Raw genomic sequence first — 18,866 nt, 5'->3', positions numbered from 1 at the left:
CATGATGTGGTGCATGACCTTGAAGGAGAAGCTGGAGACCGACCTTTCGGCTGCGATGAAGGCGCGTGACGAGGTGCGTACGCGCACCTTGCGGATGGCGCTGACGGCGGTGAAGACCGAGGAGGTCGCCGGCAAGAAGTCACGGGAGCTGTCGGACGACGACGTCGTCCGGGTGCTCACGCGGGAGGCGAAGAAGCGGCGCGAGGCGGCGGCCGCGTTCGGTGACGCCGGACGCGAGGAGCAGGCCCAGGCGGAGCGGGACGAGGGCGAGGTGCTGGAGGACTACCTGCCCGCGCAGCTCGCCGACGAGGAGCTGACGGCGTTGGTCGCGGACGCGATCGCCGAGTCGGGTGCGGCGGGCCCGCGCGCGATGGGGCAGGTCATGAAGGTCGTGAACCCGAAGGTGGCGGGACGCGCCGAGGGCGGACGCGTCGCCGCCGAGGTCAAGCGTCAACTCGCCCAATGAGCGAGACCGTCGGCGGTTAGCGGCTGGGCTGGGCTTTCGGTGGCGTGCGCGGGGGGTTAGTCGCCGCCCCAGGGGGGCCAGCCGTCGCCGGGGCCTCCGTCTCCGCCGCCTCTACCGCGGCCCTTGCCGTTGCTCACGTAGAGGATGACGGTGGTTCCGGGCGGGACCTGGCTGCCCGCGGCCGGTGAGGTGGACACGACCGTCCCCTTGGGCTGGTTCGAGCGGACCGAACCGGGCGCGACGCGGGCCTGCAGGTCGGCGCCCTGGAGCTTGGCGGTGGCGGCGGCGACCGTCGTGCCCTTCACCTGCGGGACGCGGGCGGTGTCGCCGAAGTCGCGGGTCGGGGTCCGGAAGCCGGGTGCGGGCTCGCCGGCGAGGGCGCTCCGCATGCTCTGCTGCCAGATGCCGCCGGGGATGCCCGCGCCGAACACGCCGTACACCTTGTACTGCCAGGGGCCGCGGAAGTCCCAGTAGGCGGTGGCGGCGGCGAGGTTCGGGGTGAAGCCGGCGAACACGGCGCAGGTGTGGGCCTCGCAGGTGCCGGTCTTGCCCGCGGCCGGCCGGCCGATGCCGCGTCCCGCCGCCGTCCCCTTGCTGAGGACGCCCTGCAGGATCGAGTTGACCTTGTCGGCGACGTCCACGTCGAGGGCCTGGTGGCAGTCCTGCTTGGGCAGCTTGACGTGCTTGCCCTCGGGGTCGACGACCTCCGTCACCGAGACCGGCGCGCAGTACTTGCCGCGGGCGGCGAAGCCGGCGTACGCGGCGGCGAGGTGCACCATGTCGATGTCGTTCACGCCGAGGACCTGGGACGGGAGCGGCAGCAGCGGGTTCCCGTTGCCCCGCTTCATGCCGAACTTCTCGGCCATCTTCACCGCGTTGCAGACGCCGACGCGCTTCTCCAGATGGGCGTAGAACGTGTTGACCGAGTGCCAGGTGCCGGTCTTGAGGTTGAAGTTGCCCGCTTCGCTGTCGCCGGCGTTGGACAGCGTCCAGGTGCCGCCGCCGAGCGTCGCGTCCTCGACCTTCTTGCCCTGGTACATCCCGGTGTACTTGCACGGCTGGAAGCCGCCCACGGTCGTCGTCTGCGGCGAGTTGATCGTGGTGCTGACCGGGATGCCCTGGTCGATGGCGGCGGCCAGCGTGAAGATCTTGAACGTCGAGCCCGCGGACACGCCGTTGCCGCCGCCGTGGCGCGAGTCGGCCGGGAGGTTGATGGTCGTCTTGCCCTTGCCGGGGCCGAACCGCTTGCTCAGCCCGATCGCCCTGACCTTGCCGGTGCCGGGCTCGACCATCGCCTCCGCGGCGACGCGGTTCCCGCCGGGCGGGACGGTCGAGCGGAGCGTCCTGTCGACGGCGCGCTGGTCCTGCATGTCGAGGGTGGTGCGGATCGTGTAGCCGCCCCGGTTCAGCTTGTTGACGACGTTCTGCTGCTCTTTCGCTTCGAGCTGCCAGTACTTGCCGTCCGACAGGATGTTCAGCAGGTCGTACTTCACGTATTCGCAGAAGTACGGCACGGAGCTGGTCTCGCAGCCGCCGACCGGGTCGGTGCGGTTCAGCTCGATCGGCTTCCTGGCCTCCTGGTCGGCCTGGGCCTTGCTGATGTGCCCGAGCTGCGCCATCCGGTAGAGGACGACGTCGCGCCGCTTCCGCGCGTCCTTCGGGTTGCGGATGGGGTCGAAGGCCGTCGGGTTCTGCGTGATGCCGGACAGCAGCGCGGCCTGCCCGAGCGTGAGCTCGGACGCCGGCACGCTGAAGTACCGCTTGGCCGCGGCCTGGACGCCGTACGCGCCCGCGCCGAAGTACGAGATGTTGAGGTAGCCCTCAAGGATCTGGTCCTTCGTCATGCGCTTCTCGATGTCGAGCGCGTAGCGGAGCTCGCGGAGCTTGCGGCCGACTGTGGGCGCGGTGGCCTCCTTGTACTCCTCCGGCGTCTTGGCGGCGTCGACCAGGAGGTTCTTGACGTACTGCTGGGTGAGCGTCGAGCCGCCCTGCGTCTGCTCGGACTCCACGTTGGACGCCAGCGCGCGGATCGTGCCCTTCAGGTCGAGGGCGCCGTGCTCGTAGAAGCGCGAGTCCTCGATGTCGATGATCGACTGCCGCATGATGGGCGCGACCTGGTCGAGCCGGACGGACTCGCGGTACTTGTCGAAGAACGTGGCTATCTGCTTGCCGTCCGAGTCGTACACGACCGTCTTCTCCGACGGTGGTGTCGTCTTCAGTTGGCTGTCCATGTCCTCGAAGTTGTTCGCGGCGTCGCGTGCCGTCAGGCCGGCGCTGCCGACGGCGGGCAGCGCGATGAACGCGATGAGGATCCCCGCGACGATCCCCGCGCCGAGGAGCCTGAACAGCGTGGATGCCGCCTTCACCCGATCCGTATTCGCAACGCGCACGGGGTCTAGAGTACGCGGGACGACCAGTGCATTCGGGACAGGGCTCCCGTCCCCGTACGTTCCGGGCCCCGATGACCGGGACGTTCGTCCGTTATGCCCTCAAGATGACAACCTGCGCCGTGTCTGGCGCGTCAACTACAGGTAACTAGTCCGTTCCGGTGATATGGCCCTGGTGGGCTATATCGAGAATGGGCCCATCGGGGGCTGTTGAAACGTCCCTCGCTTCCGTAAGTTCTTCCCCACGGCTTTCGTTTGGCGGCCTGACGTCCGCGCCCGTCCGGCCAAGGAGCGCAAATCGACACACAGACCCTAGGGGAGTGGGGCCAAGATGTGGATCACGGATTGGACCGCCCGCGCCGCCTGCCGTAACGCGGATCCGGACGCCCTGTTCGTGCAGGGAGCGGCGCAGAACCGGGCCAAGATGATCTGTCGCGGTTGCCCGGTACGCACGGAGTGTCTCGCCGACGCCCTCGACAACCGGATCGAATTCGGTGTTTGGGGCGGTATGACCGAGCGCGAGCGCCGTGCACTGCTACGGCGGCGGCCGGACGTACGATCATGGCGCGACCTGCTGGAGACCGCGAAGGAGGAGTACGAGCGGTCGGTCGACTTGGACGAACAGGAACTCGTCGCGAGCTGACCCGATCCGCCGGAAGGTGATCGTCCGGTTGTCACGGGCTTTGGAGAGCGGCCCGTACGGCAGAGGTCCAAAGGACCAGCACTGTTGAATAAAGCGTTGCAGCAGGCCCGTACCCGGTGGGTGCGGGCCTGTTGACGTGCTCCTGATCGTCCTCGGGCCTTTCGGCTGCTTGCGCCGCCGTCGGCGCGTGCCGCGGCGCGCGTGTGCCCCAGTGATCACGCGGCCGTTCGGCAATCCGTGATCAGCTGATCACGCATGGCGAATGTGCAGGTTGCGTGGGGCGTGGGTTTGAAGCGAGGAGACGGCACCCGCCGTCCGTGCGCGATTCCCATTCGCACGATCACCCGTCACCCATCATTTCCGCAGGTCAAGCCCATCTTCTCCCATCGACCGCCGACCGCTGCGACTCCGACCGCTGCGCTCAGAGCCGCTGCGACTCCGACCGCAGCGGCTCCGACAGTGGGGCTCCGACAGTGGGGGCCGCGACAGTGCGGGCTGCGGCAGTGGGGGCTCCGACCGCAGGGGGTGCGGCCGTGGTGGCTCCGACAGTGGGGGGCTGCGACAGTGCGGGCTGCAACCGCAGCGGCTGCGAGGGTGGGGCGGCGGCGGTGGGGCTCTGACCGCAGGGGCCTCTGAGCGCAGGGGGTGCGACCGCAGGCGTCAGGCCGTAGGGGTTATGCGGGTGGGGTTATGCCTCTGTGTGGAGGGCTGGTGGGACGGCGTTTTGGTGTTGGGCGGGGTGGGTGGCGGTCGGGCGTGGTGAGGGTCGGGCTGTTGACGTTGCGGGTCGTCTGGTCGGGCTGGACGTGATGTGGTGGGTTCTGCTGGCCCGGCTCCGAGAGGGGAGTAGTGCCGACCTCACCGCAGCCCTCCACGGTGACGTTCAAGGGGACGTCCGGGACGCGTTCACGCATTGTCGAGGTGGACGTCCTCCGTGCGGTAGCGCTCTTCGGTATTTCGATCGTGAACACCGTCGGGGTCAGCGGAATGCCTACCGTCGAGGCTGGGGGAGATCCTGGCCCGGCGTACTGGGTGTACGAGACGTTCCTGCATCAGAGATTCTTCCCGATCTTCTCGTTCCTGTTCGGGGTGAGTTTCGGGTTGTTCCTGGACGCCGCCGGGGAGAGGACGAACAATCCGCGGCTGGTCATGCTGGCCCGGCTCGGCTTCCTGGTGCCCTTTGGTGCGCTGCATCGCCTGCTCCAGCCGGACGAGGTGCTGTTGAGTTACGCGGTCGTCGGGATCGTCGTCCTGCTGCCCGCGTCGTTTCTTTCGGGACGCGCCGTCCTCGGGCTCGGCGCGGTGGCCTTGGCGGCTGCCGTGCTGGTGACGGGGGGTGGGAGCATGCTGATACCGGGGCTGTTCCTGCTCGGCTATGCGGTGCAGCGCTACGGGATAGAGAAGGTTCTGAGTCTGCCGGTGCGTCGTGTGGCCGTTGCGTGCGTGGTCGGTTTTCTGTTCGCCGTCGTGCTGAATGGTTGGCAGGTCGGTAGCGGCTCGGAGAGCGGCTCGCGATTGGCGGCGGTGGCGGGTCTGGTGACCGCCGCGACCTACATGGCTTTCATCGTGCTGCTATTGCGCTCGCGCGCTCGGGGTGCGCTGGGCGTGCTGGCGCCACTCGGAAGGATGGCGCTGACCGGGTATGTCGGCGCCACGTTGATGATCGTGGTTGCCGGTCGTTTCATGAGCCTGGAGGAGGCGCCTGAATACGGGGCGGCGGTTTCTTTGGGTGTAGGCGTGTTCGTGGTCGAGTTGGCATTCAGCTCATTGTGGCTGCGTCATGCCCGGTACGGGCCCTTGGAATGGGTGTGGCGCTGCCTGACCTGGTGGAAGGTCCTGCCGATGAGACGTAGGCGTGATCGGCCCGCTGAACGGTGACCCTGACCTTTCCTGCTCCGCGGGGTGTTTCAGGCGGCGGTCGGTGGTGAGGTGGGGGCGGCGAGGTCTTCGCCTACCTGGCGCAGGCCGTCCAGGTCGTGGACGTCCTCCGCCTGCGCGGGCACGGCCGTGACCGGCACCGTCGGGTGGGCCGACGCGAAGCTGTCGCGGAGGCGGTGTTCGCGGGCGGCGAGTTGCATGCGGTCGGTGTGGAGGCGGAGCAGCGCCGCGGTGAGCGTGTGCTCGCCGCGTTCCTCCAGCGTTTCGGCGGCGGCCTGGCTGCGGGCGGCGGACAGCGAGTCGTTCCGGGGGGTGTGTGGGGTCGTCCCCCCGCGAGAGAGCGTGTCCGCCGCGGACTCGTGGACGCGGTTGACCACGAGCCCGGCGAGCGGCATGCGCTCTTCTGCGAGGCGTTCGACGAAGTAGGACGCCTCGCGGAGCGCGTCCGGCTCGGGCGCGGCGACGACGAGGAACGCGGTGCCGGGAGTCTGCAACAGCCTGAACGTTTTCTCGGCCCGCTCCCGGAACCCGCCGAACATCGTGTCGAACGCGGCGACGAACGTCTGCACGTCCCGGAGGAGCTGGACGCCGATGACCTTGTTGATGACGCCGGTGAACATGCCGAACCCGGCGCTGATCACCTTGACGCCGAAGCGGCCGCCGGTCTTGGCCGGGGCGGCGAGGATCTTCATGAAGCGGCCGTCGAGGAAGCGTCCCATCCGCTCGGGCGCGTCCAGGAAGTCGAGCGCGTTGCGGGACGGCGGGGTGTCCACGACGATCAGGTCCCAGGCGCCGGAGCGGTGCAGCTGGCCTAGCTTCTCCATCGCCATGTACTCCTGCGTGCCCGACAGGCTGGACGACAGCGACTGGTAGAACGGGTTGGCGAGGATCTGCTTGGCCCGGTCGGGGTCGGCGTGCGCCTCGACGATCTCGTCGAACGTCCGCTTCATGTCGAGCATCATGGCGTGCAGCTCGCCGTCGCCGTCGATGTCGATCTTGCGGGGGTTGTTGTCCAGCTCGGACAGGCCCATCGACTGGGCGAGCCGGCGGGCCGGGTCCACGGTGAGGACGACCACGTCCCGGCCGCGTTCCGCCGCGCGGACACCGAGGGCCGCCGCCGTCGTCGTCTTGCCGACGCCGCCGGAGCCGCAGCACACGATGATCTTCGTGCGGGGGTCGTCGAGGAGCGCGTCGACGTCGAGCGCGGGCGGGATCTTGCTGGTCGGGCTCATCGGTTCGCCTCTCCCGTCCTGGATCCGCTCTGCTGGGAGCGGGAGCGTCCCACGGGGCTGTGGTTTCGCGCACCTCGGTGATCAGGGGCCGGGGGCTCAGCTCCCGTGGGGCTGGCTTCTTGGTGCGGGAGGCGTCCTCGTGTGGGGGTGCTGCGGGCTTGTGTGGGGGTGCTGCGAGCGGTCATGCGGCGCCTTGGGTGCGCAGGGCGGCGGCGAGGTCGTACAGGCCGGCGAGGTCCATGCCGTCCGACAGGAGCGGGAGGGTGTAGCGGGGACGGTCGATCGACTCCAGGCGCTCTTTCTCGCGGCGTTGGAGGGCGGTGCGGCGGGCGTGGTCGCCGGCCTCGGCGGCGAGTTCCGCGGCGATGGACTCGGCGTCGTGCTCCAGGCCGGCGGCTTTCACGCCCCGGACGATCTCGTCCATGTCCAGCGCGCCGGCGGCGGCCGCGGCGAGGTCGTCCTCGGTGAGGACGGGCTGGTGCTCCATGTTGACGACGACGCCGCCGATGGGCAGTCCGACTTCGGTGAGGTCGCGGATTCCGTCCATCGTTTCCTGGACGGGCATCTCTTCCAGGAGGGTCACGAAATGCACGGCCGTCTCTGGGCTGCGCAGGACTTTCATCACGGTGTCGGCGTGGTTGCGCACCGGCCCGACCTTGGCGAGCCCCGAGACCTCGTTGTTGACGTTCAGGAACTTCGTGATGCGGCCCGTCGGCGGTGCGTCCATGACGACGGCGTCGTAGATGAACGAGCCGTCCTTCTTCTTGCGGCGCACCGATTCGCTGGTCTTGCCGGTGAGGATCACGTCGCGCAGCCCGGGCGCGATGGTGGTGACGAAGTCGACGATGCCGAGCTTGGTCATCGCCTTACCGGCGCGCTTGAGGTTGTAGAACATTTCGAGGTACTCGATGAGCGCCTCTTCGGTGTCGATGGCGAGCGCGTAGACGTCGCCGCCGTCCGGTGCGACGGCGACGCGCCGCTCCCCGTACGGCAGCGGCGGGCAGTCGAACAGCTGGGCGATGCCCTGCCGCCCCTCGACCTCGACGAGCAGGACCTTGCGGCCTCCGGCTGCGAGGGCAAGGGCGAACGCGGCGGCGACGGTCGTCTTCCCGGTTCCGCCCTTGCCGGTGACCACGTGGAGGCGTACGCCGTCCCAGTCGGTGTCTCTCGCGCTCACCCGATCGACCATATCGTTCACTCGGCAAACACTTCAGAGTGCGCCCGTCCTCATGCAAGTGATCCCTGACACGGTTCGTCCAAGATCGTTTGTGCGGGCACTGTCATTCGGCGTGCCCGCGCGGTTAGCTGGGAAACGTGAACCGTCCTCCGGGTGGTTCCGTCTGAGCCTGCCAGGGTTCGGAAACGCCGGGGCGGGGGAGTTTTCGCGGCCCCGCCCACCACGCGAGAAAGGTGCCCGTGATGGAAGCGGTGGCCCTTGTAATCTTGCTGATCGTCCTCGTCGGCGGGCTGATGGTCCTGGCGTCGGCGATCCGTGTCGTGCAGCAGTACGAGCACGGCATCGTGTTCCGGTTCGGCCAGGTGCAGCGGGGCGGGCAGTTGCGTCCCGGCGCTGTCCGGGCGCCCGGCATCACGGCGATCGTGCCGATCGTCGAACGGATGCAGAAGGTCAGCCGGCAGACCGTCACGATGGGCGTCCCAGGGCAGGACGGCATCACCCAGGACAACGTGAGCGTCCGCGTCGACGCCGTCGTGTACTTCCGGGTGATCGACCCGGTGAAGGCGATCGTGAACGTCCAGAACTACGGCTACGCGGTGTCCCAGGTGGCGCAGACGTCGCTGCGGTCGGTCATCGGCCAGGCCGACATGCAGGAGCTTCTCGGCGAACGCGCAAAGATCAACACGCGGCTGCGGTCGATCATCGACGAGATCACCGAGGGGCCGTGGGGCATCCGGATCGAGATGGTCGAGATCAAGGACGTCTCGCTGCCCGAAGGCATGAAGCGGTCGATGGCCCGGCAGGCCGAGGCGGAGCGCGAGCGCCGCGCCCGCATCATCACCGCGGACGGCGAGTTCCAGGCGTCCAAGCGGCTGGCCGCCGCCGCGGAGATCATGTCGCAGGACCCGGCGGCCCTCCAGCTCCGGCTGCTCCAGACGGTCGTGGAGGTCTCCGCGGAGAAGAACAGCACGCTGGTCATGCCGCTGCCGGTCGAGATCCTGCGGTTCTTCGAGCGTGCGGCGGGCGGTTCGGCGTCGTCCGGCGGGGGCGCGCGCGACGGCGAGGGCGAGAAGAGCAGGCTCGACCTCGGAGAACGCCTGGCCAGGGCCGAGGCGGAACTGGCGAAGGCGGCGGAGGCGACGTCCGCGCTGGAGTCCGCCGAGGACGTCCCGCCGGTCATCGGACTGGACGAGCCGAAGCGGCGCGACGAGCCGGAGGCCGTGGAGCCGTCGTCCGGCGAGCGGCACGGCATCACGAGCGGGAGCCCCCAGCCGGGCGACGAAGCGCAGCCCGGCGAAGCGCAGCCCGGCGAAGCGCAGCCCGGCGAAGCGCAGCCCGGTGAGGCGCGGCCCGGCGGCTGGCCGCAGGGTCAGCCGCCCAGCTGAACCAGGGCACGCCCATCGTCCGCGCCTGGGCGCAGCCCTCAGTCGCCGTCCGTCCGGTTGCTCGGCCCCGATGGCGACACTGGCCGGGGCGTGTTCGGCTCGGGGCGGCGGGTGTTGGGGTTGGGGCGGTCGGCGTTGTCATTGTGCGGGCTCGGTGCCGGGGAGAGGCGTTGATGGCGTTTCGGTGGTGGGCATGGTCAGGTGCCGGACGCCGGGTACCGCCGCCGTCGCGAGGCATGAGGTGCCGACCAGGGCGGCCGCGACCATCAGCGGAGCGGACGTCCCCCAAGTGGACGCGGCCCACGGCGCGAGCGCGTAGCCGAGGGGCGCGGCGCCCAGGGAGAGCAGCCAGTCGTACGAGGTCACCCGGGCCAGGGCGTGCTGCGGAACGGTCATCTGGACGACCGTCGACCAGGTCGGGTTGAGGACGCCCAACCCGACGCCCGCCAGCCCGTACGCGCCGATGGTCAGCGGCGCGGGCGCGGCGACGGCGAACAGGGTGAGGGGCAGGGCGAAGACGGCGAGGCCGAGGTTCGCGAAGAGGACGGGCCTCCGGGGCCGCAGGCGGGCGGCCAGCAGAGCCCCGGTGACGAGTCCGACGGCGCCGACCTGGACGGTCGCGATCCACGTCCCCTCGCCGCCGAGCCGGTCGATCGCGATGGCGGGTCCGAGGGTGAGCAGGACGGCGGACGCGCCGTTCCACATGGCGTGCGCGATCAGGCTCGTCCAGTACCAGTCGCGCGAGCGGACCTCCGTCCAGCCTTCCGTCAGGTCGCCGACGAGCCGTCCGAGCGGCCCAGACCTCCGGGCTTCGCCCGGCCGCGCCGGGATCGGGGTGTGCCGGACGCGCGTCATGGCGAGGAGCGCGGCGCTGGCGCCGAACGAGGCGGAGTCGAGGACGAACGTCCAGCCGGGGCCGACGGTCAGCACGAACGTCCCGGCGAGGGCGGGCCCGGCGAGCCGTGTGGCGCCGTTGGCCGCGCCGAGCAGCGAGTTGGCCTTCTGCAGGCCGGACGGTTCGACGGTCCCGGCGACCAGCGGCGAAATGGTCGGGGTCTGGAAGGCCGAGGCGGTGCCGCCGATCGCCTGGGCGACGGCGAGGTGCCAGAGCTGCGGGTGTCCGCCGAGGAGCTCGATCCCGGCGAAGAGTTGGGCGCCGCAGGCGACGAGGTCGGTGGCCAGCGCGACGCCTCGCGCGTTGAGGCGGTCCGCGACGACGCCGCCGATCGGCAGCAGGAGCAGGCGCGGCACCATCGCGCAGCCGAGCACCAGGGCCAGCGCGGACGTGGAGCCGGTCGCGCGCAGGACGGCGAGGGCGAGCGCCGCCGGCACCGCGGCGTCACCGGTCAGGGACAGGACGCGGGCGCCGAACAGCAACCGGAAGTCCCGACCACGGAAGGGATGAGCCGAGCGAAGCTCGTCGGTTGATTGGTGGTGGGTGGGGGCTGGCGGACGGCGGGCCATGCGGTAAACCTAATTCGGCAGGGAATTATTCGTCAACGAATTATTCGGTAGCGAAGTTGCGCAGGTCGGCCGCTACGATCGCGGTCATGCGCGGCGAGACGACACGGGACCGGACGGACGATCACGTGGCGCGGTGGACGCCGATCCTGCCCGACCTCGATCCGGACATCGAGGGCGCGGTCACCCGGATGGTCTACCTCGTGGAGCACCTCAAGCACGTCCGCGACCAGTCCCTGGTGGCCTCCGACCTGCAACGACACGAGTACGACACGCTGCACGCCCTCGCCGGGCGGCACGGCTCCGCCGCGCCTTCGCAGCTCGCCGCCGACCTCGGCATGGCGCCGAACTCGATCACCGGACGGCTGGACGCCCTGGAACGCCGCGGGTTCGTCCGCCGGACGCCGTCCGCCACCGACCGCCGCCGGGTCGTCGTCGAGCTCACCGACGAGGGACGCGCCGCCTGGCTGGGCGCCATGGGCGGCGTGGGCCACGAGGAGTACCGGCTGCTCGGCGTCCTCAGCGCGGACGAGCGCCGCACCCTCTCCGACCTCCTCCGCCGCATCATGATCCGCGCCGAACACCCCTGATCCGCGCCGAACACCCTGATCCGCGCCAAACGCCTCCTGGTCCCCGACCTGGTGGGGCGCGGGGGCGTGGCCGATGGCGCTTTGAACGGGTGGGTTCGGAGCGGGTTCGGGTGGGCCGATCGCTAGTGTGAGGCGCATGAAGAAGTGGGAGTACGCGACCGTTCCGCTGCTGGTGCACGCGACCAAGCAGATTCTCGACAATTGGGGTCAGGACGGATGGGAGCTCGTCACCGTCCTGCCCGGGCCGAACCCGGAGAACCTCGTGGCCTACTTCAAGCGCGAAGTGCGGTCCTAGAGCGTCCTGTAGCCCCCTGTACGAGCTTGCGCCTCAACGAGGAGGAATGGCCATGAGCACGCCCGAAGAACGGATCCGCGAGCTGGGCATGGAACTGCCGGAGGCCGTCCCGCCGGTCGCCTCCTACGTCCCCACGGCCCGGACGGGTTCGCTCGTCTACACGGCCGGGCAGATCCCGCTGGTCAAGGGTGAGCTGGGGCCCACAGGGAAGGTGGGCGCGGAGGTCAGCGCGGAGGAGGCCGCCCGGCAGGCGCGGATCTGCGCGCTGAACGCGATCGCGGCGCTCAAGGCCGAGGTCGGCGAACTGTCCCGCGTCGCGCGGATCGTCAAGGTCGTCGGCTTCGTCGCCAGCGCCCCGGACTTCCACGGACAGCCGCAGGTGATCAACGGGGCGAGCGATCTGCTGGTCGAGGTCTTCGGGGACGCGGGCAAGCACGCCCGCAGCGCCGTGGGCGTCGCCGTCCTCCCCCGCGACGTCCCGGTCGAGGTCGAACTGATCGCCGAGATCGCCTAGCGGCCACCCGCCACTCGCAAACCGCTCGCAAACCGCTCGCAAACCGCCCGCAAACCGCCCGCAAACCGCCCGCGAACCGCCCGCGAACCGCCCGCAGGCCGGCCGTTCGCAGGCGGCTTGCAGGCCGTTCGCGGGTCAGGGTCGAGGTATGGCGAGGTTGACGGAATGGCATTCGGTGTGTCCGAATTGGCCGTCATGAGGGTTGCGCGTTCGGTGGGACGATGGTGAACGGGCTCAAGCTGCCCGAGTCGTTCCGCGACCGGGTCGAGGACATCCGGTCCGGCAGGGCGGAGCCCGTTCCCGCACGTGACGCGGCCACGGTCGTCGTGCTTCGTGATCATGAAAGGCGGGGGCTTGAGGCGTTCCTGCTTCGCCGCGTCCGGTCCATGGAGTTCGCGCCTGGCGCGTACGTGTTCCCCGGCGGTGGCGTCGACCCGCGCGACGGGGACGCGGACGTGGCGTGGTCAGGCCCGTCGCCCGCCGAGTGGGGGCGGGCGTTCAACGCCGATGAGACGCTGGCCCGCGAGCTGGTGTGCGCGGCCGTCCGGGAGACGTTCGAGGAGACCCTCGTCCTGCTCGCGGGCCCGACGGCGGAGACCGTGGTGGACGACACCCGTGGCGACGACTGGGAGGACGACCGGCAGGCACTGCTGAACCGGGACCGGTCGTTCGGCGGGTTCCTCGACCGGCGCGGCCTCGTCCTCCGCTCGGACCTGCTCCGCCCGTGGGCGCACTGGATCACCCCGAAGGTCGAGCCGAAGCGCTACGACACCCGCTTCTTCGTCGCGGCGATGCCGGAGGGGCAGCGGGCCAGGGACGTCAGCACCGAGGCGGACCAGGTGGCCTGGGTGCGTCCGGCGGAGGCGGCTGAGCGCGGGAGCAGCGGCGAGTGGCTGATGCTTCCGCCGACGATCGCGACGCTCGCCGAGCTCGCCGAGTTCGAGACGGTCGCGGACGTGCTGGCCGCGCCCCGCGAGATCGTCGTCCACGAGCCGACGGCCGAGATCATCGACGGCGAGGCGTACCTCGTCCTGCCGGAGTCCGTCGCCAGGCACTATCGGTACTAGCGGCGATGTGCGCGGCGGGAGTGGGACGGAAGATTCCGTAGAGCGGGGGTGACTGTGTGGTGACGGGGCGGCGGCGGGACGCGGTGTCCAAGGCGGTCATGTACCGGCTGGCGGGGACCTCGGTGTTGCGGCATCTTGACCGGCTCGGATGGAACCCGGTCCGTCATCCGGATCGGGCCTCGGGCAGGATGGGGGACATGTCGGAGATCGACGGGATGGGCACCGAGCGGGCGACCTGTGTGCTGGCTCCGAACCCGTCCGCCATGACCCTGGACGGCACCAACACCTGGATCATCGCGGAGCCCGGCTCCGACGAGGCCGTCGTCGTCGATCCCGGGCCCAAGGACGGCAAGCACCTCAGGCGCGTCCTGGAGACGGTCGAGGCGCAGGGGCGCCGTGTCGGACTGGTCCTGCTCACGCACGGCCATCCCGATCACTCCGCCGGGGCGGGGAAGTTCGCGAGGCTGGCCGGGGGCTCGGTCAAGGTGCGGGCGCTCGACCCCAGGCATCGGCTCGGGGACGAGGGGTTGGGCGAGGGCGACGTGGTCACCACGGGCGGCCTGGAGTTGCGGATCATGGAGACGCCCGGCCACAGCGACGACTCGCTCACGTTCTGGCTTCCGGCGGACGGCGCCGTCCTCACCGGCGACACCGTCCTCGGGTACGGGACGACCGTCCTGGCGGGCAGTCTCGGCGACTATCTCGGCTCGCTCGACCGGCTCCGCGCGTTCTCCGCCGAGGTCGAGGCCGCGACGATCCTGCCGGGTCACGGGCCGAAGCTGGACGATCCGATCGCCGTCCTCGACCACTACATCGACCACCGGCGGGAGCGTCTCGCGCAGGTGGAGGCCGCCGTGGCCGCGGGCGCGCGCACGGCGCGGGAGGTCGTCGAGCGGGTGTACGCGGACGTCGACAAGTCCCTTTGGCCGGCGGCTGAATTGTCCGTCCAGGCTCAACTCGACTACCTGAACGGTCGCTGAACTCTGGGTTCGTTGTCCGGGGTCCGCACGGCGTTGTGCGGACGCCCGCTCGGTTCACCCGCCGTCGTCGTCGCCCGACGAGGGTGACCCAGTGGTCACTTGGAGCGCTTGCGGAGGCGTTCGATGTCGAGGATCACGACCGCGCGGGCCTCGATGCGCAGCCAGTTCCGCTGGGCGAAGTCGGCGAGCGCCTTGTTGACCGTCTCGCGGGACGCGCCGACGAGCTGCGCCAGCTCCTCCTGCGTGAGGTCGTGATGCACGTGCAGCCCGGCCTCGGACGGCTGGCCGAACCGTTCCGCCAGGTCGAGCAGCGCCTTGGCGACACGGCCCGGCACGTCGGTGAACACCAGGTCGGCCATGACGTCGTTGGTCTTGCGCAGCCGCTGCGCCAGGGCGCGCAGGAGCTGGACGGCCACTTCAGGGTGTCCCGTCAGCCACGGTCTCAGGTCGTCGTGGCCGAGCCCGGCGAGGCGGCACTCGGTCACCGCGATGGCGCTCGCGGTCCGCGGACGCGGATCGAACAGCGACAGCTCGCCGAACATCTCGCTCGGGCCGAGCACGCTCAGCAGGTTCTCCCGGCCGTCCGGCGCCGTCCTGGTCAGCTTGATCTTGCCTTCGAGGACGACGTACAGCCGGTCCCCGGTCTCCCCCTCGTTGAACAGCGTCTGACCGCGTGCGAGGCGCACCTCGGTCACGTTGGCGCGCAGCGCCTTGGCGCCCTGCTCGTCGAGGGCCTCGAAGAGCGGGGCTCTGCTCAGAACGTCCACGTCGCGATCCGTCACGCTTCTCCTCCTCGAACACCGACATGCCTAGTGTGACGTACGTCCCACCGCGTACGTGAAGGCAGGGTCACGGCGCGCCGAAACGGAGGACCTGGCTTTCCGTCCTCCCAGGCCGCCGCGGTCCCGTTCGCCCAGTGTACGGACCATTGGGTGAATGCCATCACACCGGTCTCATCACCCGTTATCGGGCGTTCAGGAGGGGTACCGGCCGTGCCTTAATCTGATCGGATGTCCCAGGCTTCGCCGCGCCGCCTGCCCCGCGGACGGCACGCGCTGTCCCGCTCGGAGGTCGAGCGGGTGCATCGCGACCGCCTCTGCGCGGCCATGGCGGCGGCGATGACCGAGAAGGGGTACGTGGGTACGTCGGTCGAGGACGTCTTGAAGCGGGCAAAGGTGTCCCGGCAGAGCTTCTATGGGCTGTTCTCGTCCAAGCTCGACTGCTTCATGGCCGCGTTCGACAAGGCGATCGAAGTGCTTCGCCGTCGATTGGAAGGCGCCGCGGAGGGTGGAGGCGACCCGGCGGAACGGTTCGAGCGTGCCTTCACCGCCTATTTGGAGGCGCTGGCGTCCGAACCTGGGTACGCGCGGTTGTTCCTTGTGGAGGTGTACGCGGCCGGGCCGGAGGCCGTCCAGCGGCGGTCCGAGATACAGCACGACCTGGCAGCGGGTCTTGCCGAGATGATGGGCGCGACCGGGGAGCCGGCCCGGTTCGCCTGCCAGGTCGTCGTTTCGGCGGTCGGCGCCATGGTGACGCCGGCGGTCGCTGCGGGCGACATGGCGGCGCTGCGCGCGCTCGGCCCACCGGTCGTCGAGCACGTCCGCCTTCTCCTGCGCTCCGGGGCCCTGAACAGCTGAAACGCGCTGATCAGGGTGTGGTGATACTCACGTCGCCGCCTTGGTCCGGCCGTCGCCGCCTTGGTCCGGCCGTCACCGCCTTGGTCAGGACGGGCCCGGCGGGGTCGAATGGTCGGGTTGGACGCGGAGTGTCGTGATCACAGTGGCGAGCATCTCGTAGTGGGCGGCGAGCATGGTCAGCTCGACGCACTGTGCTTCGGACAGGTGGGTGCGGAGCCGGGTCCAGGTCTCGTCGTCCAGGTCGCGCAGGTCATGGAGTTGGTCGGCGGCGGTGAGGATAGCACGCTCGCGCGGGGTCCAGCCGACCGCGTCCGGTCCTTGCCTGAGGCGTTGGACGTCCCGTTCCCCGACGCCCGCGCGGCGGCCGATGCGCACGTGGTGGTCGAACTCGTAGCGGCAGCCGCGCAGGTGGGCGACGCGGAGGATCACCAGTTCGGTGTCCCGGCGCGACAGGGTGCCGCCGGGCATGAGCCGTCCCGCGAACCACAGCCAGCCGCGGAACAGGCCGCGACGGCGGGCCAGGGTCAGGAACAGGTTCGGCGGGCCCGTCCCGGTGGCCCGGCCCGCGACCCGGCAGACGAGCCAGTTCACGACGCCCACGTCGCGGACCCCACCCGGAGTGGCGCGAGGCGCGGCCGTCACCGGTGAGGCTCCGGTTGCGGCGTGGTCAGCTCCACCTGCTCTTTCCGCGCGATGTCCAGGGTTTCGCGCAGCCTTCGCTGGACGACGCGGTCGACGACGGGTTGCGCGACCATCCTGACCGGCAGGATCCCGCCGACCCACCAGGGTGCGACGACGCGCTTCGAGCGGCGGGCGATTCCGCGTTCCAGCGCGTCGATTCCTACGTGCAGCGGGGTCACGGCGGAGACGAGGCTGCTGGCGCGCCCTGAGTTCACCAGAGCGTTCGCCGCCCGGGTGTCGAATCCTCGTCGCGTCATGTCGGTGTCGAGTTCGGCGAAGTACGCGACGCCTGCCTTGGCGCCCCACGGCCGTAGTTCGACCCTTAGCGTGTTGCCCAGTGCCTCAACGGCGGCCTTGGACGCGCTATAGGCACCCAGCAGAGGCGCGTGGACGGCCGCCGCCAAGGACGCTATAGCCAGCGCATAACCGCGCTCATGGCAGATGTAAGGCCCGGCTGCCCGGAGCGTGTTGTGGACACCCAGCACGTTCACCCGAAGGCTCTGCTCCAAGACAGACGGATCACCGCCCACGATCGGCATCTGCGCGGCTACTCCGGCGTTGGCGACGACGACGTCCAGGCCGCCGCCCAGCGCGTCCGCGGCGCCGTCCACGACCTCGGTGACCCTGTCGCGGTCGGTCACGTCGCACGTCCACCAGGGGGCGCCTCCGCAGTTCGCCGCGACGGTGGCGAGGAGGTCGGGCTCCAGCCCGGCGAGCGCCACCCGGGCGCCGCGCTCGTGCAGCCTGGCGGCCAGGGCCGCGCCGATGCCGCGCGCGGCGCCCGTGATCAGGACGCGCCGTCCGGCGAGCGTAGCGGCCCACCGGGAGGAGTCGAGGATCATGCGCGCGAGCGTAACACAAAAGAACATAGCCGTCTTTTTAAGATTCGCCGCCAAGATTCCGCACCGGGCGAGCGGCGGGCGCCGAGGCTTTAGGCTGGCCGGTATGGCGACGGAGGCGTCCAGAAGGCCGCGATCCCGGAAATGGCAGAACGAGACACGGCTCGGGCTCGTCCGGCGGGCGCGCCGGATCAACCGGATCCTGGCCGAGACGTACCCGGACGCGCACTGCGAACTGAACTTCGGGACGCCCTTCCAGCTCCTCGTCGCGACCGTGCTGTCCGCGCAGACCACCGACATGCGGGTGAACCTGACCACGCCCGGCCTTTTTGCGAAATACCCGACGCCGGAGGACCTGGCCGCCGCGAACCCCGAGGACGTCGAGCAGATCCTCAAACCCACCGGGTTCTTCCGCGCCAAGACGAAGTCGGTCATGGGATTGTCCGCCGCGCTGCGCGACCGGTTCGACGGAGAGGTCCCAGGGAAGCTCGAAGACCTGGTCACCCTCCCTGGCGTCGGACGTAAGACGGCCAACGTCGTCCTAGGCAACGCGTTCGACGTCCCGGGAATCACCGTCGACACCCATTTCGGCCGCCTGGCCCGCCGTTTCGCCTGGACGACCGAAGACGACCCAGTGAAGGTCGAACAGGAGATCGGCGAGCTGATCCCGCGCAAAGACTGGACGATGCTCTCCCACAGGCTGATCTGGCACGGGCGCCGTATCTGCCATGCTCGCCGTCCAGCGTGCGGTGCATGCCCGCTCGTCCAGCTCTGCCCGTCGTTCGGCGAAGGACCGACCGACGAGGAGACCGCGCGCAAACTCGTCAAACCCGGCCCCTTCTCATGACCCACGCGCCCGGCTCGAAAAGGAGTCCGGGAAGGAAGAGGAACGCACGGGAGTTGGGACGGAAGTGACCGACATCGCCCCCACCGGCCCACCATGGCTCGACCGCTTCTGCACCGAAGGCCCGCGGATGACGGTGGCGCCTATGTTCCGGCCCGTGCCGGGCGCGCGCGCCGCCGCCGTCCTGATCCTCTTCGGCGAGGGACCGGACGGCCCCGACGTGCTGCTCACCGAGCGCGCGGCCACGCTGAACAGCCACGCCGGACAGCCCGCGTTCCCCGGCGGCCGCATCGACCCGGGTGACCGCATCGGGCCCGACGACGACGGCGCGGTCGCCGCGGCACTGCGCGAGGCGTGGGAGGAGGCCGGTGTCGAGCCGTCCGGTGTGGACGTCCTCTGCACGCTGCCCGAGCTGTACCTGTCGCACAGTCGGCACCGGGTCACGCCCGTCGCCGGCTGGTGGCGGGAGCCATCGGACATCGCGCCCGGCCATCCCGGCGAGGTCGCGACGGTCGCGCGCGTCCCGATCGCAGAGCTGGTCGAACCGGCGAACCGGTTGATGATCCGGCACCCGTCCGGGGTCAGGATGGGGCCCGCGTTCCGTGTCCGCGACATGCTCGTGTGGGGGTTCACAGCGGCACTGCTCACCCGGGTCCTGGACGCGGGCGGCTGGAGCCGTCCCTGGGACGCCGACCGCGTCGAGGACCTACCCCCTGAGGCCCTGAACCTCGCAGCCCGCGACTGACCGTCGTGCGCACCTGACCGTCGTGCAGGCACCTGAAGGTCGTGC

At 70.2% G+C, this 18,866-nt stretch carries 19 protein-coding genes; 12 read left to right on the top strand and 7 right to left on the bottom strand.

Features of this window, described 5'->3' with window-relative positions:
- Positions 1 to 13: 13 nt before the first annotated feature.
- Entirely contained in the window at positions 14 to 466 is a 453-nt protein-coding gene (locus ACH34T_RS38290) for a GatB/YqeY domain-containing protein (protein WP_396025888.1), read from the top strand.
- A 56-nt stretch (positions 467 to 522) separates the two neighbouring features.
- Here the strand turns inward: ACH34T_RS38290 and ACH34T_RS38285 are convergent, their stop codons facing one another.
- A complete protein-coding gene (locus ACH34T_RS38285) occupies positions 523 to 2,856 on the bottom strand; it encodes a penicillin-binding protein (RefSeq protein ID WP_396025887.1) in 2,334 nt (777 codons plus the stop codon).
- Between the two features lie 328 nt (positions 2,857 to 3,184).
- Here ACH34T_RS38285 and ACH34T_RS38280 point away from each other — a divergent pair, with 328 nt between their 5' ends.
- Both ACH34T_RS38280 and ACH34T_RS38275 read left to right on the top strand, forming a co-directional pair.
- Positions 3,185 to 3,496 (top strand): WhiB family transcriptional regulator, encoded by a 312-nt coding sequence (locus ACH34T_RS38280; RefSeq protein WP_396025886.1) that lies wholly within the window; start codon positions 3,185 to 3,187, stop codon positions 3,494 to 3,496.
- 876 nt (positions 3,497 to 4,372) lie between these two features.
- Positions 4,373 to 5,374, top strand: a complete 1,002-nt coding sequence (locus tag ACH34T_RS38275; RefSeq protein ID WP_396025885.1) for a DUF418 domain-containing protein — start codon at positions 4,373 to 4,375, stop codon at positions 5,372 to 5,374.
- Positions 5,375 to 5,403: 29 nt separating this feature from the next.
- Here the strand turns inward: ACH34T_RS38275 and ACH34T_RS38270 are convergent, their stop codons facing one another.
- On the bottom strand, positions 5,404 to 6,606 hold the full coding sequence (locus tag ACH34T_RS38270; protein ID WP_396025884.1) for an ArsA family ATPase: 1,203 nt from the start codon (positions 6,604 to 6,606) through the stop codon (positions 5,404 to 5,406).
- 181 nt (positions 6,607 to 6,787) lie between these two features.
- Entirely contained in the window at positions 6,788 to 7,783 is a 996-nt protein-coding gene (locus ACH34T_RS38265) for an ArsA-related P-loop ATPase (RefSeq protein ID WP_396025883.1), read from the bottom strand.
- A gap of 242 nt (positions 7,784 to 8,025) precedes the next feature.
- Here ACH34T_RS38265 and ACH34T_RS38260 point away from each other — a divergent pair, with 242 nt between their 5' ends.
- On the top strand, positions 8,026 to 9,168 hold the full coding sequence (locus ACH34T_RS38260) for an SPFH domain-containing protein (protein WP_396025882.1): 1,143 nt from the start codon (positions 8,026 to 8,028) through the stop codon (positions 9,166 to 9,168).
- Between the two features lie 138 nt (positions 9,169 to 9,306).
- On the opposite strand, the gene ACH34T_RS38255 is transcribed toward ACH34T_RS38260, so the two are convergent.
- The gene (locus ACH34T_RS38255) at positions 9,307 to 10,632 is read right to left on the bottom strand and encodes an MFS transporter (RefSeq protein WP_396025881.1); all 1,326 of its coding nucleotides are present in this window, start codon (positions 10,630 to 10,632) and stop codon (positions 9,307 to 9,309) included.
- Positions 10,633 to 10,718: 86 nt separating this feature from the next.
- Between ACH34T_RS38255 and ACH34T_RS38250 the strand changes: the two genes are divergently transcribed.
- The 5 genes from ACH34T_RS38250 to ACH34T_RS38230 all read left to right on the top strand — a co-directional run bounded on the left by ACH34T_RS38250 (position 10,719) and on the right by ACH34T_RS38230 (position 14,075).
- Positions 10,719 to 11,219 (top strand): MarR family winged helix-turn-helix transcriptional regulator, encoded by a 501-nt coding sequence (locus ACH34T_RS38250; RefSeq protein ID WP_396025880.1) that lies wholly within the window; start codon positions 10,719 to 10,721, stop codon positions 11,217 to 11,219.
- A gap of 136 nt (positions 11,220 to 11,355) precedes the next feature.
- Positions 11,356 to 11,514, top strand: coding sequence for a DUF4177 domain-containing protein (locus tag ACH34T_RS38245; RefSeq protein ID WP_131969724.1), 159 nt, complete (start codon positions 11,356 to 11,358; stop codon positions 11,512 to 11,514).
- Positions 11,515 to 11,566: 52 nt separating this feature from the next.
- Positions 11,567 to 12,028, top strand: coding sequence for a RidA family protein (locus ACH34T_RS38240; RefSeq protein WP_396025879.1), 462 nt, complete (start codon positions 11,567 to 11,569; stop codon positions 12,026 to 12,028).
- A 221-nt stretch (positions 12,029 to 12,249) separates the two neighbouring features.
- The gene (locus ACH34T_RS38235; RefSeq protein WP_396025878.1) at positions 12,250 to 13,095 is read left to right on the top strand and encodes an NUDIX hydrolase; all 846 of its coding nucleotides are present in this window, start codon (positions 12,250 to 12,252) and stop codon (positions 13,093 to 13,095) included.
- A 197-nt stretch (positions 13,096 to 13,292) separates the two neighbouring features.
- The gene (locus tag ACH34T_RS38230; RefSeq protein ID WP_396025877.1) at positions 13,293 to 14,075 is read left to right on the top strand and encodes an MBL fold metallo-hydrolase; all 783 of its coding nucleotides are present in this window, start codon (positions 13,293 to 13,295) and stop codon (positions 14,073 to 14,075) included.
- A gap of 95 nt (positions 14,076 to 14,170) precedes the next feature.
- On the opposite strand, the gene ACH34T_RS38225 is transcribed toward ACH34T_RS38230, so the two are convergent.
- Positions 14,171 to 14,857: a Crp/Fnr family transcriptional regulator gene (locus tag ACH34T_RS38225; RefSeq protein WP_067483689.1), complete on the bottom strand. Its 687-nt coding sequence runs from the start codon at positions 14,855 to 14,857 to the stop codon at positions 14,171 to 14,173.
- 228 nt (positions 14,858 to 15,085) lie between these two features.
- On the opposite strand from ACH34T_RS38225, the gene ACH34T_RS38220 reads away from it, so the two are divergent.
- Entirely contained in the window at positions 15,086 to 15,712 is a 627-nt protein-coding gene (locus ACH34T_RS38220; protein WP_396025876.1) for a TetR/AcrR family transcriptional regulator, read from the top strand.
- 84 nt (positions 15,713 to 15,796) lie between these two features.
- Here the strand turns inward: ACH34T_RS38220 and ACH34T_RS38215 are convergent, their stop codons facing one another.
- Together ACH34T_RS38215 and ACH34T_RS38210 are read right to left on the bottom strand one after the other, a co-directional pair.
- A complete protein-coding gene (locus ACH34T_RS38215) occupies positions 15,797 to 16,354 on the bottom strand; it encodes a carboxymuconolactone decarboxylase family protein (protein WP_396025875.1) in 558 nt (185 codons plus the stop codon).
- On the bottom strand, positions 16,351 to 17,235 hold the full coding sequence (locus ACH34T_RS38210; RefSeq protein WP_396025874.1) for an SDR family NAD(P)-dependent oxidoreductase: 885 nt from the start codon (positions 17,233 to 17,235) through the stop codon (positions 16,351 to 16,353). The genes ACH34T_RS38215 and ACH34T_RS38210 overlap by 4 nt, the downstream gene beginning before the upstream one ends.
- A 103-nt stretch (positions 17,236 to 17,338) precedes the next feature.
- Here ACH34T_RS38210 and nth point away from each other — a divergent pair, with 103 nt between their 5' ends.
- Entirely contained in the window at positions 17,339 to 18,079 is a 741-nt protein-coding gene (gene nth, locus ACH34T_RS38205; RefSeq protein ID WP_396025873.1) for an endonuclease III, read from the top strand.
- 64 nt (positions 18,080 to 18,143) lie between these two features.
- Positions 18,144 to 18,821 (top strand): NUDIX hydrolase, encoded by a 678-nt coding sequence (locus ACH34T_RS38200; RefSeq protein WP_396025872.1) that lies wholly within the window; start codon positions 18,144 to 18,146, stop codon positions 18,819 to 18,821.
- The last annotated feature ends 45 nt before the right edge of the window (positions 18,822 to 18,866 follow it).

It is taken from the genome of Actinomadura sp. 9N215 (assembly GCF_044326345.1).
Taxonomy (GTDB): Bacteria; Actinomycetota; Actinomycetes; order Streptosporangiales; family Streptosporangiaceae; genus Spirillospora.
This window is presented reverse-complemented; position numbering and strand designations above follow the sequence as displayed.

Bases quoted from the DNA above. Each gene is read 5' to 3' on its own strand.
- ACH34T_RS38280 (WP_396025886.1), top strand. From the start codon at position 3,185: ATGTGGATCACGGATTGGACCGCCCGCGCCGCCTGCCGTAACGCGGAT.
- ACH34T_RS38210 (WP_396025874.1), bottom strand. From the start codon at position 17,235: ATGATCCTCGACTCCTCCCGGTGGGCCGCTACGCTCGCCGGACGGCGC.
- ACH34T_RS38220 (WP_396025876.1), top strand. From the start codon at position 15,086: ATGTCCCAGGCTTCGCCGCGCCGCCTGCCCCGCGGACGGCACGCGCTG.
- ACH34T_RS38270 (WP_396025884.1), bottom strand. From the start codon at position 6,606: ATGAGCCCGACCAGCAAGATCCCGCCCGCGCTCGACGTCGACGCGCTC.
- nth (WP_396025873.1), top strand. From the start codon at position 17,339: ATGGCGACGGAGGCGTCCAGAAGGCCGCGATCCCGGAAATGGCAGAAC.
- ACH34T_RS38240 (WP_396025879.1), top strand. From the start codon at position 11,567: ATGAGCACGCCCGAAGAACGGATCCGCGAGCTGGGCATGGAACTGCCG.
- ACH34T_RS38255 (WP_396025881.1), bottom strand. From the start codon at position 10,632: ATGGCCCGCCGTCCGCCAGCCCCCACCCACCACCAATCAACCGACGAG.
- ACH34T_RS38235 (WP_396025878.1), top strand. From the start codon at position 12,250: ATGGTGAACGGGCTCAAGCTGCCCGAGTCGTTCCGCGACCGGGTCGAG.
- ACH34T_RS38260 (WP_396025882.1), top strand. From the start codon at position 8,026: ATGGAAGCGGTGGCCCTTGTAATCTTGCTGATCGTCCTCGTCGGCGGG.
- ACH34T_RS38290 (WP_396025888.1), top strand. From the start codon at position 14: ATGACCTTGAAGGAGAAGCTGGAGACCGACCTTTCGGCTGCGATGAAG.
- ACH34T_RS38245 (WP_131969724.1), top strand. From the start codon at position 11,356: ATGAAGAAGTGGGAGTACGCGACCGTTCCGCTGCTGGTGCACGCGACC.
- ACH34T_RS38230 (WP_396025877.1), top strand. From the start codon at position 13,293: ATGTCGGAGATCGACGGGATGGGCACCGAGCGGGCGACCTGTGTGCTG.
- ACH34T_RS38250 (WP_396025880.1), top strand. From the start codon at position 10,719: ATGCGCGGCGAGACGACACGGGACCGGACGGACGATCACGTGGCGCGG.